Source organism: Fictibacillus gelatini DSM 15865 (assembly GCF_000430745.1).
GTDB classification, from domain to species: domain Bacteria; phylum Bacillota; class Bacilli; order Bacillales; family Fictibacillaceae; genus Fictibacillus_A; species Fictibacillus_A gelatini.
Genome location: NZ_AUMP01000030.1, coordinates 13,604 through 30,890 on the forward strand (window position 1 = coordinate 13,604; position 17,287 = coordinate 30,890).

General features: G+C 40.2%; 19 protein-coding genes and 2 tRNA genes. All 21 read right to left on the reverse strand.

Going from position 1 to position 17,287, the window contains the following annotated elements; genetic code table 11:
- Nucleotides 1–66 precede the first annotated feature (66 nt).
- Nucleotides 67–609 carry a hypoxanthine phosphoribosyltransferase gene (gene hpt, locus H538_RS0113670; protein WP_026678094.1) on the reverse strand — a complete coding sequence of 181 codons (543 nt, stop codon included), beginning with the start codon at nt 607–609 and terminating at the stop codon, nt 67–69.
- Between the two features lie 13 nt (nt 610–622).
- Nucleotides 623–2,023, reverse strand: a complete 1,401-nt coding sequence (gene tilS, locus H538_RS0113675) for a tRNA lysidine(34) synthetase TilS (RefSeq protein ID WP_026678095.1) — start codon at nt 2,021–2,023, stop codon at nt 623–625.
- Between the two features lie 109 nt (nt 2,024–2,132).
- Entirely contained in the window at nt 2,133–3,110 is a 978-nt protein-coding gene (locus tag H538_RS0113680; protein WP_081412664.1) for a protein kinase domain-containing protein, read from the reverse strand.
- Nucleotides 3,067–3,822 (reverse strand): VWA domain-containing protein, encoded by a 756-nt coding sequence (locus tag H538_RS0113685; protein WP_026678097.1) that lies wholly within the window; start codon nt 3,820–3,822, stop codon nt 3,067–3,069. The genes H538_RS0113680 and H538_RS0113685 overlap by 44 nt, the downstream gene beginning before the upstream one ends.
- 119 nt (nt 3,823–3,941) lie before the next feature.
- A complete protein-coding gene (gene spoIIE, locus H538_RS0113690; protein WP_026678098.1) occupies nt 3,942–6,428 on the reverse strand; it encodes a stage II sporulation protein E in 2,487 nt (828 codons plus the stop codon).
- Nucleotides 6,429–6,610: 182 nt separating this feature from the next.
- Entirely contained in the window at nt 6,611–7,132 is a 522-nt protein-coding gene (locus tag H538_RS0113695; protein WP_026678099.1) for a hypothetical protein, read from the reverse strand.
- A 13-nt stretch (nt 7,133–7,145) separates the two neighbouring features.
- Nucleotides 7,146–8,594: a ribonuclease YeeF family protein gene (locus H538_RS25105; RefSeq protein WP_051291483.1), complete on the reverse strand. Its 1,449-nt coding sequence runs from the start codon at nt 8,592–8,594 to the stop codon at nt 7,146–7,148.
- A gap of 7 nt (nt 8,595–8,601) precedes the next feature.
- Entirely contained in the window at nt 8,602–8,880 is a 279-nt protein-coding gene (locus H538_RS0113705; protein ID WP_026678100.1) for a YwqI/YxiC family protein, read from the reverse strand.
- 109 nt (nt 8,881–8,989) lie between these two features.
- A complete protein-coding gene (locus H538_RS26140) occupies nt 8,990–9,139 on the reverse strand; it encodes a hypothetical protein (RefSeq protein WP_154657979.1) in 150 nt (49 codons plus the stop codon).
- On the reverse strand, nt 9,136–10,233 hold the full coding sequence (locus H538_RS0113715) for a response regulator aspartate phosphatase (protein WP_035350911.1): 1,098 nt from the start codon (nt 10,231–10,233) through the stop codon (nt 9,136–9,138). Before H538_RS0113715 ends, H538_RS26140 begins: the two co-directional genes overlap by 4 nt.
- A 248-nt stretch (nt 10,234–10,481) precedes the next feature.
- A tRNA-Glu gene (locus H538_RS0113720) sits at nt 10,482–10,556 on the reverse strand.
- A gap of 106 nt (nt 10,557–10,662) precedes the next feature.
- A tRNA-Met gene (locus H538_RS0113725) sits at nt 10,663–10,736 on the reverse strand.
- Nucleotides 10,737–10,905: 169 nt separating this feature from the next.
- A complete protein-coding gene (locus tag H538_RS0113730; protein ID WP_026678102.1) occupies nt 10,906–11,337 on the reverse strand; it encodes a S1 domain-containing RNA-binding protein in 432 nt (143 codons plus the stop codon).
- 65 nt (nt 11,338–11,402) lie between these two features.
- Nucleotides 11,403–11,786, reverse strand: a complete 384-nt coding sequence (locus H538_RS0113735; protein WP_026678103.1) for an FtsB family cell division protein — start codon at nt 11,784–11,786, stop codon at nt 11,403–11,405.
- Between the two features lie 17 nt (nt 11,787–11,803).
- Nucleotides 11,804–12,397: a spore cortex biosynthesis protein YabQ gene (yabQ, locus tag H538_RS0113740; RefSeq protein ID WP_026678104.1), complete on the reverse strand. Its 594-nt coding sequence runs from the start codon at nt 12,395–12,397 to the stop codon at nt 11,804–11,806.
- Complete coding sequence (gene yabP, locus H538_RS0113745) at nt 12,394–12,699, reverse strand: sporulation protein YabP (protein ID WP_026678105.1); 306 nt, start codon at nt 12,697–12,699, stop codon at nt 12,394–12,396. Before yabP ends, yabQ begins: the two co-directional genes overlap by 4 nt.
- A 98-nt stretch (nt 12,700–12,797) precedes the next feature.
- Entirely contained in the window at nt 12,798–13,070 is a 273-nt protein-coding gene (locus tag H538_RS0113750; protein ID WP_026678106.1) for an RNA-binding S4 domain-containing protein, read from the reverse strand.
- 1 nt (nt 13,071) lies between these two features.
- On the reverse strand, nt 13,072–13,344 hold the full coding sequence (locus H538_RS0113755) for an HU family DNA-binding protein (protein WP_026678107.1): 273 nt from the start codon (nt 13,342–13,344) through the stop codon (nt 13,072–13,074).
- A 117-nt stretch (nt 13,345–13,461) separates the two neighbouring features.
- Nucleotides 13,462–14,913: a bifunctional methyltransferase/pyrophosphohydrolase YabN gene (yabN, locus tag H538_RS0113760; RefSeq protein ID WP_026678108.1), complete on the reverse strand. Its 1,452-nt coding sequence runs from the start codon at nt 14,911–14,913 to the stop codon at nt 13,462–13,464.
- A 2-nt stretch (nt 14,914–14,915) separates the two neighbouring features.
- Nucleotides 14,916–16,511: a putative polysaccharide biosynthesis protein gene (locus H538_RS0113765; protein ID WP_026678109.1), complete on the reverse strand. Its 1,596-nt coding sequence runs from the start codon at nt 16,509–16,511 to the stop codon at nt 14,916–14,918.
- A 119-nt stretch (nt 16,512–16,630) separates the two neighbouring features.
- On the reverse strand, nt 16,631–17,167 hold the full coding sequence (gene spoVT / locus H538_RS0113770) for a stage V sporulation protein T (protein WP_026678110.1): 537 nt from the start codon (nt 17,165–17,167) through the stop codon (nt 16,631–16,633).
- Nucleotides 17,168–17,287 lie beyond the last annotated feature (120 nt).

Below are 17,287 nucleotides of genomic sequence, written 5' to 3' on the forward strand. Positions count from 1 at the left end.
CTCAACGACAATGAAACGATTACCTCAAAGATTGTCTTTTTACTCAATGTGAGGTTCATCAAGCGTCTACTTATCTTCATAGATTTCTCGTTTTAAAACCCCGATATATGGAAGATTACGATAGCGCTCACTGTAATCCAACCCATAGCCAACAACAAATTCATCCGGAACGACAAACCCATAAAGATCAGGTTTAATATCAATTTTACGTCCAGTTGGCTTATCTAACAGCGTTACAATCTTCACAGAGTTCGCATTACGATGATGGAATAATTGCACGAGATAACTTAATGTAAGCCCGCTGTCTATTATATCTTCGACAATGATTACATCTCGCCCTTCAAGCGACGTGTCCAAATCTTTAATAATTTTCACTTCACCGGAAGAGACGGTAGATGCACCGTAACTGGAGACGGCCATTAAATCAATTTCGAGATGGATGTCCATGCTCTTAATTAAATCGGCCATAAAAGGCAGGGCACCTTTTAATACTCCAACAACAAGCGGAAAACGGTCTTTATAGTCGTTCGACAATTGTTTTCCAAGTTCTTCAACCTTTGCTTGAAGTTCCTCCCTGTTAATTAAAATTTTTTGAATGTCATCATGCATGTAGTACAGCCTCCTAGACGTCCTGGCAAAAATTTTTATAGCGTAAAACTATCCATCGGTCGGCATTCATTGACGTTTTCATTTCCGCATGTTTTAAGCCCGGAATCCATAAAATGTTGCCATTTCCATCCTCTACAATTGGCCAGACATCGCGTAAGTGTTTCTCTATTTTCTCGTCAATAAATATATCTTTTACTTTTCGGGAACCCTTCATGCCCTTTAAATGAATACGATCACCGGGCGCCCGCGAGCGAACGATAATTGGATAGTTTACATCATTTACAGCACATACAAAAACATCTTTTCCCCGAAATCCACACGGATCATCATCCTCTTTATATTCAGCGGTCAACTCTCCTAAGGGCAGTCGAATCCTTGCAGGAAAGGTTAATTGGTATTCGTACCCTTCCCACTTGATCGGCCGTTCAAACGATAGCGTACAACTTTCATATGAACGTGTGACCAATAGCCCCTCTGGAAAATGAAGCGTTCCAGATGGATGATCACTTGTGAGCAAAGTTAAAAAATGTTCGATATGTACAGAGGAAATAGATGTAAGCTTTTCTTCATATAGATAGTTTAATATTAGTGTAATCATTCTTTTTTGTAAAGGAATTGGCATTGCCAGAAATTTAGAGATCGCAAGACGGACCACCGTCTTATTTTTCTCGATGATGCAATCCTTTAGCTTTTCTTTTGCCAGCTCTATTAAGTACGTTTCATCCTCATGAATAGTTTCACTTAAATATTGAAATTTTTCATGAACCGCTGGATTTTCTTGTTTTAAGAAAGGAAGAACATGATGGCGAAATCGATTTCTCGTGTAGTCATCTCCTTCATTTGTAGGATCCCGTCGTGGAAAAATGTTATTTACGTTACAATAATGCTCTATTTCATTCTTTATTATTCCAAGAAACGGGCGGATAATTTCTCCGCCTGCAAACGGCCGCCGGATCCGCATCCCTCCTATAGAAGAAATTAGCCCTCCCCTCGTCATCCTCATGAGCATCGTTTCAATCTGGTCATCTCCATGATGGGCTAAACAAAGGCTATCTGCGCTATATTTGTTCATTATTTTTTCAAAAAAGGCGTACCGGACTTCGCGAGCTGCCACTTGTGTGCCTAAGCCCTTCTTTTGTTTATACGCCCCGACATCCACTTGCTCTCCTTCAAATAAAATGCCGCGGCTCCGGCAAAAACCCCTGACATACAATAAATCTTCTTCCGATTGCTTTCCACGCAGCATGTGATCGACATGGGCAGCGATCACGCGAATGAAGCCTGTTTGCTCCTTTTTCCATAAATAATGAAGAAGCGCCATCGAGTCAGGACCGCCGGAAACACCAACAATGACGGTTTGCCCTTCTGTCAGTAAACGATGCTTTTCTACAAATTGATCGACCGCTGGCCACAATTCGTTAAGTACCTCCCTTCTGTGTGAAATCAAACAAATCCTTTGCATTTCCATAGAAATAATACCATAATTTTTTTAAAATAATGCATCCTTTTCATAGAAAACCCACTCACATTGTCTGGCTAACGAGATAAAACATGTATACGATAAATAAAAACGACGCCAGAAGAAGGGTTTCGAATAAAATTTTTGTTTTCTTTTTCTTTTGATTGCTGCGGCGAACACTCCTTGACATCGCCTCCTGGTCAGCTACTGGCGCCTGTTTTTTATACGTACTTAAGGTATGAACAAGATCGTTGCGCATTTTTTCCGCACTATTGTACTTACCGAATAGTCCGTTGATGACAATTTTGCGATAGCGCTTAAGAAGTGGGCTTTTGTTTACGGCTGCTGCCAGCTGTTTCTCAGGCTGCGCCTTTTTTTCAAATCTCGCCGGATAGGCCATATTTAACATAATCATGCACGCCGCAAATAGATCGTACTCAGGTTCAGCTCTCCTTGACCCTAATCCCCAATAGCCGCGATCAAAAAACTCCGTATATTCTTTGATGGAGCGTCCAATAAGTGTCGTGCCGCCGACATCGATTAAGCGAATGCGATAAGGCGGACCGACTACTATTAAATTGTCTGGCTTTAAATCGCCAAATGCCCATCCTGCCTTATGAAGCCGCTCGAGGTCTGTTAACAATTGAACGAGTAAAATGCCGACCCATTCCTCTCGTTTTCCTTTCATAAAGGATAAAACATTTTCGCCCTCAAGGTATTCCATCGCATAAAACGGATATTGCTTCTTTTCGTAATACCAATCATCCACATCGATTAAAGAGGGCCCAAGGACGTTTCCCTGGACCCTTGAAAATGTCTTTAGCACATTCACTTCAGACGTAATGGACATATTGTCTTGTCCAATTTTCACTGCTACTTTATTGCCGTTTGCGTCTTTTGAAAGATAAACGGCGCCCGTTGCTCCAAACCCGAGCCGCCGCATGAGAGTGTACCGGTTTTTGTGCCATTTCCCGACGATCACCGTTCCAGGCGTTAAGTTACATACCGGACTCTTCGAGAAATTCATCTGATGATGCATCATCGCGGATCAAGCTCCTTTTTGAACGTCTTATCGTAAAGGCTTGAATGGCTTCTTTAATCGCCGGGCCGGTTGGCGTAATCCCTCCAGATGATAGCTTGCTGAATATCGTTGTAAGTGAATCAAGGCGGCCGTTCCAATCCATCAACAATTCAACATCTTTTTTCTTACCTGGAAATGCATACATGGAAAACTGGTTATCTCCAATTCTTGAATTCAATGAAATGGATAAGTCAATCAGCGACTCTTGTACCGTTGCCAGCTTATTTTCCATACTCCCGGAAGCATCAATTAATATAATCACTTCAAGATCCATCGTTTCTCCGAGGTCGTCAACGACTTCAATGACTTCCCCTCTTTTTTCCGGCGGCAGATCATCGACCCGGTAATCGTTGCCGAGGATTTGCTGTAATTCGCTGTTGACGATTCCCTGGATCGTTTGTGTCATCGCTTTTTTCGTTACCATTTGAACTGTCTGCGAAAGTTGCCTTGTGTATACAATTTGGCTAATTCCGCCACCCATCGATGCAATCTCTTCTACTTCCCTTAGTCCACGAGCCTGGTATTCGGGGGTATCTTCATGAAGGACGCCAATGACGTTCACTGTAATCCCCTGTTCCCGGGCAAGGGCGGCCATCGCCACAGGATCTTCTCCCTGGTTCGAACAACCATCTGTAATTAATAGAATTTGCCGCAGTGTACCTTTTCTTTTCACACCTTATCCCTCTCTTCTTTTCGTCCTTTAACTACTATTACCATCCTTGGCACGAAAGGAGGAATTTATACCCGGGCACAGGCTTTTAATCTATTTTTGAAAATAATAGAAGGAGCGGGTTAATTGGCACGTTTAATTTTGAGTTTCGGATAATATGGAATCGTTGCCCATTTTGGTGTATTTCGTTTTATTTTTGCCACAACAACTGTCATATCATCTTCGATTTGATTGCCTGACCGAATGACTTCCTCCATTAATAAGTCGGCAATTTCTTGCGGGTCATCGGTCTTAAATTCACGAATTTTCCGCTTCAACCATGCATCGATGTTCTCCACATGCTTTGGCCCTTCATAGATGCCATCACTCATCATAATGAGCAAGTCGCCCGCTTTCAGCTGCGCGCCGACCACTTCCACATCAAAATCTTCGATGATGCCCATCGGCAAATTGCTCGCTTCAATCATGATAACCTGGTCGCCTCTTTTAATAAAACTCGGCGTTGAGCCGATCTTTAAAAATTTAACGGATGCATCCTGCAAATCCATCATGGCAAGGTCAAGCGTCGAAAAAATTTCATCTGTCGTACGTAGTGATAAAATGGAATTAATCGACTTAATGGCCACTTCTTCATCAATGCCGGATTTCAATATTTTTTGCAAAAGCTGAAGGGTTTCATTGCTTTCTTTATAAGCCCGCTCGCCGTTGCCCATTCCGTCAGAAATCGCGATCGCAAACTTGCCCGAACCAAGCTCGATCATGGAGTGGCTATCCCCGGAAAGCCAAGCCCCGCCTTTTGCTGCACTGGCAAGCCCTGTTTCAACGGCAAATTCTCTGGCGGATTCGAACGAAACGTGACAGAACCCATTACTGTAATAGCCGCACTCTTCTTTTTTAACGAGTATCGTTTCTTCCAATATGTCCGATAAGAGCGGAGCGATAATTTTCTCGCACTCACCGCTTCCATTACAATACGGAAGGCTCATTTCAATATCAATATTTGACTCTTCCAGGCTGTAAATATCGATATGACCAATTTCAACTCCTGCATAATATAACGCTTCTTTAATTTGTTCTTCCTGTATTTGATGATTTTCTTGTTCGCGTTGAATTTCTTTTGCAAAATCCCCCATTACCTGGGAAACTCCGAAAAGCTGATTCGCGACAAGTTTCCGGCTTTCCTTTAATTGCTGTTTCAGTCTCTGATTGGCCTTATATTGCGTTAATTCCTGGGCAATAAAATCCGTCACTTTTTGCGGTTTAATGCAATATTTGTCCCATTCTCTTTTTAATTTCCGATCACGGATTTCGCCGGATAGTTCTTGTTCATTCATAATTTTCGTCATTAATTCATATGTTGTAGAAAAGTTGACAGCCCAGCACTGTTCCTTTTTAAAGCACGTTTGGCACGTCTTTTCCGTTACATTGCTTAAAAACAAATCGACTTCACGTTCATTCTCATCCTCAAATTGACTGATGCCGGCGGATGAAAAAGAGTCCGAAAGCGTTTGGAAAAGCGACGAAAATTGTTCTACACGATGAGCTGTCACGTCACGGATTTTCTTTAAGTATTGCTGCTGTTCCATCGAATATTCCCGGGTCCCCGGAACGTAGCGGGAAATTTTCGCAATTGCCCCTTTCGGCGTCAATAAAAAGAAAAGAATAGCGATTCCGGATTCCATTAACGTTTGTTTAATTTCTTCATTTCCTTGTCCATATAGTCCGATGAGCAGCGTTCCAATCAATAAACCAATGCCGACACCGACCTTTTTGCCTTCCTTTAATAAACCGCCGAGAAGGCCTGAAAATGCAAGAAGGCTCATTTGATAAAGGCTTGAGACATTGGCAAGGCTTAAGATCAACCCTGTAACTACGCCGACAGTCGAACCGATTGCCGCTCCACCAACAAAGGCAAAAAGCAAAACTAAATAACGAGATGCAATATGTTCAACGGAAAAACCTTGAATCTCCCAGCCAATCGTTCCAGTCATTACGGAAGCAAGCAATATCATGAAACAAACAATTTCTTCATTTCGTAATGGTTGCGGGATGCGCTTAATGTTTAATAGAGGGATGCTTTGCAGAAAAATTAAGGTTAATACCATGCCAAGGCCCCCTTCGACAACGCCAATCGCCCAATCAGCTTTTGTCGGAAACCCTTGCATAATATATGTAAGCACCATTCTTGTTGTAAAGCTGGCTAAAAAAACGGCAACAGGAAGCCATTTTGTCCGCTTGTCTGTAAATAGATCAATAACCTTTTGATACACTGCATACATAATGACACCTGATAGAATAAAGACAGCATTCATCGGGGAGTTGGAGACGGCACCAATCAAAAGAGATAAACCGGCAACACCTGCCCGTTCTTTGCGCAATACTGCAATCGATGCGATAAAGGGAAGGGCAAACGGCGAAATTTCAGAGAGAATCATAGCTCGTCCAAGCAAAAAGCCAATGCAAAACAATAAGAGCCTCCAGTTTGTAAGAAGATGCTCTACTTTTATTAAAAAGCGTTTGGTGAGGTTCACGGAGAGATTCTGCGTTTTTTCCAACCAGATCATGCTTCTTAAAGGTTCCACCACGTCCTTGTCCACTTTTTGAAACATTTCTCACACCACCCGTAGTTTTTTTATGGTTTTCATTATAAACAGAAAGTCCATACACATTTTGTCAAAACAACAGAGCGGCATAGAAAAACTTCTCGACGGATTCCTCAGAAAAACCGCAAGAAACGATAAATCCATTAAATAACCCTTGATGGGCTTCATACCATTCAAGGGTGTTTCATTCAAAAGTCCGAAATAACTTCTAATGTTTTAAACGTTTCTAACGAATTAGCTTTTGACGCATAGATTTGGGGGCTTTCTAAGTTAGAAAGTTTGAATATTTGACCCGATTTAAAAGCAATAAACTGCTTTAACTTATCGACCAACACTTTATGATCAATTTTTTCAAAAATTTCACTTTGTAATGTAATAATTATATGAGGATACTGTAGTCGATTGGTTCTACAAATATAAACATTATAATCAAAAGCAGCTACCTCAAAATTTTCTGGAAGACTATAAATAGATATGGATGAAATGCTTTCATTTTGCTCAAGAGAAGTAAGAAGCCTTTTTTGCGTTCGTTTTATCGTGGAAATTTTACCACTTTTAAATGATTCCCCAGAAATCCCAAGGTAATTTGGAGTAAAACCAATGGATTCCGCAAATTCCAAAGAATAATTATAAAACTCTAACCATGTTATGGAATCTGAAGAATCAATATCACCGTATAATACAATTGAAGTAGTTGATTTTTCAGCCATCAATAGACCTCCTTTATTTTTTTATTGGTAATATAAATATATCCCCTGCAGCATCACCTAAAAGTCTTTTATTGTCTTCCATACGTTCAAGTAAATCTTCAATGTTATCTGATTTACTAGGAACTTCATACTGATCAATTTTTCCGTCTTTTCTAACAACCATTATATCAGGTCGCCGATTGGGTTTAATTCCTGGTATTTCATTAGAGAGCCCTTTGTTTAAATAAACTCTTCTGACATCTTCACGTTTAGCTAATTCTTCCGCTTTTTCGACCATTGCTTCCCAATGACCGGGTGTTTTATTCGTATGCGGTTTGTTAGGATAAATAATTTTTGTGTTTTTTTCTACCACTTTACTTGCATACTTTTTTTCTATCTTTTTGCCTAATCCCTTTGCAACATCTTTTGCTAAGTGAGTCGCACCTTTCTTTATAAGGGTTCCAAGCGTGACATAATCTAAAATTTCTAACGGGGTGCCCTCAAATGGAGAGTCTAAAATTCGTCCGGTTTCCACTCTTTGCTCCGGAATCTCATCCACAATCTCAAACTTTCTTTTGAAATGGTTATCGTAATAATCTCTAACAATTATTCCATTTGCATATATATGATAATCGCCATGGAATTCTGAGTAAACATCAATAACCGGAACTGTTAAAACTTTTTTGTCTTCAAGAGTTTCATATTCTTCTTTCGTTAAGTCTCTATCTTGAATATTTTCTATGTACGAAGCCGCCTCTAATTGCTCGTCAACGTCCGGGCGTCTATATGAATTTTCATAAGGATTGGTCTTTTGGGCAAGGTTTGCTATTAATTCATTATACGTATCATAAGATGTAATTTGTTTCACGGAGTAGTTTGAAATCCCCACTTCACCAGTTCTAATGGCCGAATCGATCTGTTTGATATAGTTCACCATCACAGCGAGGTCTTTTTCAACTGTTTCAAGTGCGGAAGTTTGTGCTTTATCAAAAGCATAAAGCTGTTCGATTGTATTTTTGCTGTGTCGTTTCGCTTTCCAGATACTCTCGACAACTTCCGTTTCATCCAGATCCGGCAGGTCAATAATATCAAGGACTTTTTTCATCGCCTCATTCGCTTCATTGACAATGCTGATCGTTGTTCTCTCTATTTTGTTAAGTCCGCTCTTTACATCATCGTCTAAAAAACTCTCGCTAATGAAACCGTTTGGATCAGGCTCAAAATTTTTCAATTGGGTTTTGATCGAATTTAATATCGCTTTATAATCTTCAATGAACGATTCAAAATATAGCAAAAACGAAAGGTGGCACTCCTGGTAGAATGAGCGGATCGCCTGCCCGGCTTTCCCCTTAAGCGAGTCTTCGAGAGAAATGATCCCTTTTATCGCATCTTTTGTCTGTTTGATTTGTTCGCTCAATGATTCCAAATACTTCTCGGTGTCACTAATTGATTCAGTAAACGCTTTGACGTCCAATACCTTCATGAATTTATCACCTCTTTTCTTTTGCCGATGAAGCTAGTTTTTCTTCCGCTTCATGGATTGACTGGACAGCCTTCTCCGATGCCTTTTCATTTTCCAGCAGTAACGTTTGATACGATTGAATGATTTTACGTAATGATTCATTCACACTCTTTAATTTTGTTATCACATCCAGGACATTGCTTCCTTCTTTTACAGAAGGAAATGAAGGCTGTTCGGACGGGACTGCTGATTTTAAACGAGATAAAGCCTCATCAATATCTCCGTAAACGACTTTAATTTCATTCATTGCTTGACCCTTTCGCATTGGTCTTTAAAGTTAAAAAACCGGAGATGAAAACCCCGGTTAATCTTAATGAAGTCGTATACATTTTTAATGGACAGACTTAAATTTATTCTTACCTTCCGCTTCCATGGTCATCGACGAACAGTGTCGAAACCTTCAAATTTGCTTGTGCTATCTGGTCAGATTTTTGAGAATAATGTGTAGTTCCCAAAATTGCAAAAACCGCAAAAATGCTTAACATTAATTTGATCTGTTTCTTCATTTTAACGCCTCCAATTCAAAAATCGTTTCCTTTGTTTCATAACTTAAATTAAAGTAATAACTGGATTTTTCATAATTTTGCTCTTCATAAAACCTTTTTGCTAGCCGTTCGGCATATTCTTGTATAAAATACCATAAACCTTCTTTTTTGAAATATACATTCGCTTCTTGGACAACTGATTCTACTTGAGATGTTTCTAATTCTGGGGAATAAAAAGCTTTTAAAATACTCAAATGGTGAAGGTATTCAGTATTTTTTAAATTATGACAAGACTTTATACCTTCTTCAAGTAAAAACAATGCTTGTTCATTCTGATTTGTTTTAAAGTATTCTCTCGCTAACAAAAAATTTGTTTTGCAGCTGTTAAAATTATATTCCTTTACTTCAACTAAACGGTTGATTGCAACTTCTGATAAGTTTTGTTCCGAATAAAGGTATCCTAAATTATATTTTACGTGGAGTACTAGTTCTTGATCATTACTCTTTACTGCATAGTCTAACGCAGTAAGAAGATGTTCCTCAGCTTCTTCATAATGTTTTAATGCAATGCAATTAATACCTAACAAATTTTCACAATCTGCATATTTTCGTATGTAAGCCTCATCTTGACCGAATATATTTTGCGCTTTTCTAACATGATCTATCGATAAAATGTTTTTTCTTATATCATAATAAACAAAACCTACACGATAATGGAATTCTGCTTTTTCAAATTCATCTGGTACATGTCCCAGTTCTTTTTCCGCCAATTGATATTGAGTTAAAGCATCGTTATATTTTCCAGTTTTCCAATAGTACATTCCTTGAAAAAAATAAAAATAGTAAGTAAGGATATGATTCATATTTTCCTTAAAAGGTTCAACTTTTCCTAAAAGGATGTCATCCTCAGCGAAGTTTTTCGTCATAATTTTATGACGAAAATCCAATAAAGAATAATATAATAATAAATCCTGATTTTCTTCCATATTCGGCAGTTTTTCATCAATTTCTTTTTTTACATTTTCCGCTTGTTCTACCTCGTGTGACCGCATATGTAAATACCATTTGTTCAATAAATTAGCCATGTAATGTTCACTGATTTGATTTTTCGCCATTTCATATCCCCCTTCTACTTTTCTCATTTTCAGCTAACTTCAATTCCATAAATTTCAATTCCAACTAAAAGTATAACATAAAATGGTAGAGATAAATTTGGGAAAATTACAAAATACCATCAGATAATTTACGCGATCGTATGTTTCATTTTCCCAAAAACGCGATAATTTTAACGGCCTACATGAAAATAGTTATGAAAAAACCCCTATTTTTCTTAAAAAGAAAAATAGGGGTGAACTTTTATGTATGGTGACCCGTACGGGATTCGAACCCGTGTTACCGCCGTGAAAGGGCGGTGTCTTAACCGCTTGACCAACGGGCCATTTTAGGTGTTGGATGTCGGATGTTAGAGGTTGGAATTTTTTATTTTTCATCGAAGAAAGACATTCAGTCTAACTTCCCACTTCTCATTTCTAACTTCTAGAAAGTAGCGGCGGAGGGAATCGAACCCCCGACCTCACGGGTATGAACCGTACGCTCTAGCCAGCTGAGCTACACCGCCACGTTAACGACACAAACAGTATAATACAAGATAACAAAAAAGCTGTCAACCCAATTTCGAAATTTTTTTCCGCATAATTTTTAAAATCTTTTTCAAAATAAAAAAAGCACCCGAAAAAGGATGCTGAAAGTAGCTGAAAGTGCGTCTTGAGCATTCTCGTAAGCAGCAATTAGCCACGCCGAGCGCCGCGACCGCCTCGTTTAGATTCCGTCTGGCGTTTTAATGTTGCAAGCCGGTCTTCACTATCTTTCAAGAATTTACTCATTTTATCTTCAAAGGACATGGCACTGTACCCGCCTCCACGGTGAGATCCTTTCTTCGGCTTATTAAATCCAGAACCTCCATTTCTTGGTGAAGGGGCCGGTCTGTCTTTTGCCTTTTTAATCGATAAGCCAATCTTCCCATCTTTTTCGATGTTCATGACTTTCACTTCGACTTCGTCACCGACTTTAAGAAATTCATTTATGTCCTTTACATAATTATCTGCAACTTCACTAATGTGCACAAGTCCGGTTGTTCCTCCTGGAAGTTCAACAAACGCCCCAAAATGAGTAATCCCTGTAACCTTACCTTGCAACTTGCTGCCTACTTCAATTGACATGAAGAAAATGCTCCTCCTTAAGTAATTAAATGTAATTCTATTATACATGGGGGGAAAAAAGAATGTCAATCGGACGAAGACCCATGAATGTTAAAAAGCGTCTCGCCTTTTTCTGTCATGAATAAATCACGCCTCGCGATTTCCAAAATGTAATCAGGGTCATTCAGTTTATGCACTTTATCCTTTAATTGTGCCTTTTTACCTTTTAAATGTTGCAATTTACCTTCCAACTGCTTTTGTTGTTGTTCCTTTTCTTCAATGGCAGCCGTTTGCCTGGAAATAGTGGATATGATCACAAAGGCAAAAACAAGAGCAACAATCGCAAAAAGCGTGAGCCTGCGAATTAACCCTCTCTTTCTTTTCGCTTCTTTTCGCTTCAGAAGATGATGTTCCTTCACATAGCTGGAGTTTAATTCAGTAATGTTCCGTTTCTTGTTCAGTTGACTCATACCTGCCCTCCTCGTCTCTATTTCCGAAACCAGTTTTTGACTTTATTCTTCAGAGAAATAAGAATCCCTGCTTTTTTCAGCCATTTTTCTTTTACATTATACCATTTTTGTTTCGGAATGAAACGCCAAATCAATAAACCAAGCCATTTAAACGGAGAAGCAAGTAGTTTTAAAATAAATAAAAGGATTTTCCATGTTACTTTAGCCACCGAAAGTAAAAGAGCGATGATGAGCATAATCAACCACTTAACCGGACGTATAAGAAAGGCTGACACCATTTTTGCCACAAACCGATAAAGAGTGATGATCATGGATATAACGGTTTCCAATAGCCGTTTATAAACATTTTGAAATAATGCCTTATACGCACTAAAGCCACAAAGAAGAGCAACGAAAATGTAAAAACGGATCTCCGCATGATTGACGTGGAGCAGGACGTAAAAGACGATTAACCCTTGCAGAACCCAGAAAAAAATATCATTTATAAAATGGAGCCAGTTCCATTTCCGTTTTTCATGAACAAAACGGCCATACGTATCGATGGCCATCCCTAACCAAATACCCATGCCGACCATAGAAAGCATGGTTTGAAATTGGATAGTGAGCGTCATTTGAACAGTTTGCTAAAAAACCCTTTGGATTTTTCACCGCTTTGCTGATCCAGGTAAACGAGATCAAATACTTTCCCTTCAATGGAAACATGGCCTGCTTCGACATCCAAATTCCTCATTTTCAAATCGGTTCCGCGTATCGCTAAAAAACCCATCGTCGTCTCTAGTAAAAATTCTTCATTATCAAAGCTTTCAACTTGCTTTACACCCGTAATTTCAAGTTTCTTGCGTCCATACATTTTCACATCATGCTCTGGAACAGAGTTTTTATTTAATGATCCATAGTCATAAAATTGGTTCATGATAATCCCCCTCTTCTCGGTTTATGTTTATGAAAAAAGGGACAACTTTAGAACAAAGTTGCAAGAAGCAACTTTAGAAGAAAGCACAAAAAAAGAACCTATTCTGCAGGTTCTTTTTCAATGGATTGTTCTCTGATGATGGTATACATTTTGTCGGCATCTTCTTTACGCGTTGTTTCTTTTAGCTCATCAACCCGGACAGTAACAAGCTTTTGACCGAACCTTATCGACAGCTCATCCCCTATCTTAAGAATAGAAGAGGCTTTCGCCTGATTGCCATTAATCGCAATTCGGCCCTGATCTGAAATTTCCTTCGCCACCGTTCTCCGTTTAATCAGGCGGGAAACTTTCAGAAATTTATCCAGTCTCATCTTACTTAACTGCTTCCTTTAACTTGTTGCCAGGACGAAAGGCTGGAACTGTTGCTGCCGGAATGGTAATTTCTTCTCCCGTTTGCGGGTTGCGCCCTGTCCGGCTGGAACGTTCACGCGTTTCAAATGTGCCAAACCCAACAAATTGAACCTTCTGGCCGCTTTTAAGCGCATCTGTCACTTCATCAATTAATCCATTAATGACTAGCTCTACATCCTTTTTCGTCAGTCCTGATTTCTCAGCAATATTCGATACGAGTTCATTTTTGTTCATAGCCTTAAAACCTCCTTTTTCTTTCACCAAAAATTTCGAATGAATCCTTTTAAAATGAAGGGTTTCCATTCATTCTCGTGAAACTATTCTCTATTAAAAAACAGAATCCTTCAAGAATCAAAAAAATTGTTTTGCCTTCTCCCAAAGTTGATCCATTTTTTTCAAGTCCACTTCTTCCATTGACAGCCCTTCGTTTTGAAGCGCTTCTTCAATGTACTGAAAACGCCGATAAAACTTGCGATTGGTCAGCTCAAGCGCCTCTTCCGGATCAATTTTGTAAAAGCGCGCCAGGTTGACCATTGTAAACAACAAATCACCGAATTCTTTCTTTTGTTCATCATGATTCGGCGCCGCTTTCCATTCAGCAAATTCTTCATTTAACTTTTCGATAATCGGCTCGATCGCATCCCAATCAAAACCGACTTTCGCTGCTTTCTTCTGATAGGCCAATGCTTTATATAGCGCCGGACTTGCTTTCGGTACACCATCAAGAATAGATTTTCTCTGATCATTTCCTTTTTCCTGACGTTTAATGGCCTCCCAATTTTGTACGACTTCATCGGCCGTTTTGGCGCTTGTCTCGCCAAATACGTGCGGATGCCGGCGGATCATTTTTTCAGTTAACGAAAAGATGACATCATGGATGGAGAAAAAGCCTTCATCCTCTCCAATTTGGGCATGAAGGAGCACTTGCAAAAGAACGTCACCAAGCTCTTCAACGAGATGGTCATCATCTTCTTCATCAATCGCCTCCAGCACTTCGTACGCTTCTTCAAGCAAATACTTTTTTAACGACGCATGGGTTTGCTTTTTATCCCACGGGCAGCCATTCGGGCCTCTTAATTCAGCAATAATTCCCCGCAAATAGTCAAAATCCCGGTAAAGCAACTTTTCATCCTGAACAGGAGGAACGTAAACGGCGGTCAAATTGCTTAATTCGGCGCAATGATCAAGCTCAAACAGCGGAACCCGCTCTATTTTTTCATTCTGGCTGCCAGCCGCGGTGAGAACAACGACCTCATAATCATCCGGATACTTTTCCATTAATGTCAGCTTTACCTCTGATGCAATGAATGCGTCATACACCTGTACAATGATCAGATGATGGCGAATTTGCAGTTCTTCCTTTTTTAAACTGGTGCCATCCACGATCTGGCATCCTTCAATCGGATCGATTTTTAAAGCGGCATACATTTCGTCAAGAAAGCTTTTCCCGCCAGCAACATTGATTTCTACTCCATGATGATCCGCTTCATTGAGCAATAGTTGAACGGTTTGTTCGGCGACGAGCGGATGGCCCGGCACTGCATAGACAATATCTTCTGCTTCCGCATTTTTGAAAAGGGTGTCGGCAATTTCGCGATAAACGTCCGCAAATTGCTCATGCTTTTCATAGACTTCGTCAAAAAAGACCATGTTAATTCCTTCAGCCAGCAATTCTTCAACAACGGGATGGTCTTTAGTCCGGGCAAAAACTTCCCGTCCACTTTTTAGCAGCCGGTAAACTCCGATCGTCATTTGTTCTAATCCGCCTGCTCCTAATCCTAATACTGTTATTTTCTTTGCCATGATTAACTCCTTCTTTCTCTCCACCGCTGAAAAAGCAGACGGAGTTTATGGACGTTCGGAATATGCTCCAGTTCATCTTCGGAAAACACGTGGAATTTTAAAAGTAAAAGAATAAAAACAATACCGCCAACAAGCGATGAACTAACGGCTATTGCTGCCGACATCATTCGGCCTGTCCCAAGAAGAGCGGTTAACCCTTCTTTAAAGAAAAACGTGACAGCTGCCATTATGATCATCACACCGCAAATCCGAATGCTATAAAATCTAGTTTTCGAGAAAAAATGGATTTTCCGTTCGAGATATAAAAGATTGAGAGCAGCAACAACAAGTGATGCCGCCACCGTCGCCATACTTGCACCCATTATAAAAAAGTGGGGCATGAAGAGAATGTCGAAAGCAGCTTTGACGAAAAAGCCTGCTAAGACGAAACAAGCGGGAATGAAACTAAATCCAAGTCCTTGCAAAAGTCCTGTCGATGTCATGATAAGGGACGCAAATACAACCGAAAGGCATAGCATGGCGATCTCACGGGATCCGGCTGCATTTTCAAACAACATCCGATTCGTTGGTTCCATAATGATCGCAAGACCTACTGACGCAGCTCCCCCGAGAAGAAAAGCCATTTTTAAAGAAAAGCCACACAACTGTCGTATTTTCTCCACATCCTGCCTGGCGCGGGCCATCCCTATAACAGGCACAATGGCTAACGATAAGGAGGTGGCAAAAACAGTTCCTAGTTGCAACAGCGGTTGCCCACGGTCAAATATCCCTTTCATCACTCTGGCATTACTTAGTAATACCCCGTGTTTAACTAATAGATTAATAAATAAAAAAGAATCCGCAAGCTGAAAAATAACAAACAAAAGAGAACTTACCGAAAAAGCGATTCCAGCTTTGATTAGTTCCAGCGCCATTTTAAGTGCGAACTCGCCTGGTAAAAGAAGCGAATGGAACGGGAAATCGGTTTTTCGCCTAAATAGAAGTAAACTAACGAGACCGCCTATCGCTCCTATTACAGAGCCCGCGACTGCGCCACTGCCGACTGTATAAATAGTTTTACCAATTGAGGTCAGCCACCACGAAATTCCAAGAATGCTTGACACGCGAATGACCTGTTCGATCACTTGTGAAACGGCTGTTGGCTGCATCCTTTCAAATCCTTGAAAAAGCCCCCGGATGACCGATGCAAACGGAATGATAAGAAAAAGAAAAGAAGCCGTTCGTATCGGCGCTGTTAGTCTTTCGTCCCCCATTAAGCGGGCGATTTGTGCTGCACCGAAAAAAAGAACAAAAAAGGCTAAAAGGCCAAGAAGAAAAAAGGTCTTTAGCGCCGTTTGTAAAATGGGCTTAATTTCATCTGCTCGGCCTGTTCCCCGTTTTTCTGAAATGAATCGTGACAATGCTCCTGGAAATCCGATGAATGAAAACGTAACAGCAATGCCGTATAACGGATAGACTTGTTGATAGACATAAAAACCGACATCGCCTGTAATGTTTTGATAAGGAACCCGGTAAACGACGCTTAATACTTTAACAATTAACATGCTAACCGTTAACAAAAAGGCGCCCCGCCACATTCCATTAGACACATTATTCATAGTAACTTCTCCACATGATCATCAATAGTATTTCCATCGTATTATAGCATAATCGTGATTCCGTTCTTCTTTGAACAATGTTAAGAATAAAAAAAAGAAGGGAGCGTTTGCTTCCTTCTTTATTGCTCCATTTGGCGTGCAAGGAAACCGGCGGCTGTTTCGGCAAGTTTTTGCTCAATTTCGCCCGTTTTCTTTCCTTCCTTTGCCAGAAGGAGAACCGCTCCGATTGGATCGCCGCTTGCGACAATTGGAGCGATCACATACGAATAGGATTCCCTTAAGTTTTCTACGATTTCGATTTCACTAATGGATGAATCCATCATTGTTTTTCGTTCGCTCATCGACGTTTCGACCATTCGGCCAACGCCCCGGTTTAAGTAATCCTTCTTTGGCCCCCCGGCAACCGCAATAAATGAATCACGGTCAGCGATAAGAACAAGGCAGCCGGAGCTGTCAGCTAAAGATTCCGCATATTCTTTCGCAAAGTCGCCGAGTTCATTGATCGGCGAATACTTCTTTAAAATGACTTCTCCATCGCGATCTACAAATATTTCCAGTGGATCCCCTTCACGAATACGGAGTGTTCTGCGGATTTCTTTCGGAATAACTACACGACCGAGATCGTCGATGCGGCGAACAATACCCGTTGCTTTCATGCATAATGTCCTCGCTTTCTAATGATGTAAACTCTGGATGAAGACGATAATGAAACCTTCTTTTGTAGATTGTTCCATTCCCCTGAAATTATTATTTGTTACATCATCAGTTCTATACAC

What these genes read in the sequence shown, in the direction of transcription:
- spoIIE (WP_026678098.1), bottom strand. Translation starts at nt 6,428, where the DNA reads ATGTTTCAAAAAGTGGACAAGGACGTGGTGGAACCTTTAAGAAGCATG.
- H538_RS0113705 (WP_026678100.1), bottom strand. Translation starts at nt 8,880, where the DNA reads ATGAATGAAATTAAAGTCGTTTACGGAGATATTGATGAGGCTTTATCT.
- H538_RS0113735 (WP_026678103.1), bottom strand. Translation starts at nt 11,786, where the DNA reads ATGAGTCAACTGAACAAGAAACGGAACATTACTGAATTAAACTCCAGC.
- spoVT (WP_026678110.1), bottom strand. Translation starts at nt 17,167, where the DNA reads ATGAAAGCAACGGGTATTGTTCGCCGCATCGACGATCTCGGTCGTGTA.
- H538_RS0113755 (WP_026678107.1), bottom strand. Translation starts at nt 13,344, where the DNA reads ATGAACAAAAATGAACTCGTATCGAATATTGCTGAGAAATCAGGACTG.
- H538_RS26140 (WP_154657979.1), bottom strand. Translation starts at nt 9,139, where the DNA reads ATGAAGAAACAGATCAAATTAATGTTAAGCATTTTTGCGGTTTTTGCA.
- yabP (WP_026678105.1), bottom strand. Translation starts at nt 12,699, where the DNA reads ATGAACCAATTTTATGACTATGGATCATTAAATAAAAACTCTGTTCCA.
- H538_RS0113695 (WP_026678099.1), bottom strand. Translation starts at nt 7,132, where the DNA reads ATGGCTGAAAAATCAACTACTTCAATTGTATTATACGGTGATATTGAT.
- H538_RS0113715 (WP_035350911.1), bottom strand. Translation starts at nt 10,233, where the DNA reads ATGGCGAAAAATCAAATCAGTGAACATTACATGGCTAATTTATTGAAC.
- H538_RS0113765 (WP_026678109.1), bottom strand. Translation starts at nt 16,511, where the DNA reads ATGAATAATGTGTCTAATGGAATGTGGCGGGGCGCCTTTTTGTTAACG.
- hpt (WP_026678094.1), bottom strand. Translation starts at nt 609, where the DNA reads ATGCATGATGACATTCAAAAAATTTTAATTAACAGGGAGGAACTTCAA.
- H538_RS0113750 (WP_026678106.1), bottom strand. Translation starts at nt 13,070, where the DNA reads ATGAGACTGGATAAATTTCTGAAAGTTTCCCGCCTGATTAAACGGAGA.
- H538_RS0113680 (WP_081412664.1), bottom strand. Translation starts at nt 3,110, where the DNA reads ATGATGCATCATCAGATGAATTTCTCGAAGAGTCCGGTATGTAACTTA.
- H538_RS0113730 (WP_026678102.1), bottom strand. Translation starts at nt 11,337, where the DNA reads ATGTCAATTGAAGTAGGCAGCAAGTTGCAAGGTAAGGTTACAGGGATT.
- yabN (WP_026678108.1), bottom strand. Translation starts at nt 14,913, where the DNA reads ATGGCAAAGAAAATAACAGTATTAGGATTAGGAGCAGGCGGATTAGAA.
- yabQ (WP_026678104.1), bottom strand. Translation starts at nt 12,397, where the DNA reads ATGACGCTCACTATCCAATTTCAAACCATGCTTTCTATGGTCGGCATG.
- H538_RS25105 (WP_051291483.1), bottom strand. Translation starts at nt 8,594, where the DNA reads ATGAAGGTATTGGACGTCAAAGCGTTTACTGAATCAATTAGTGACACC.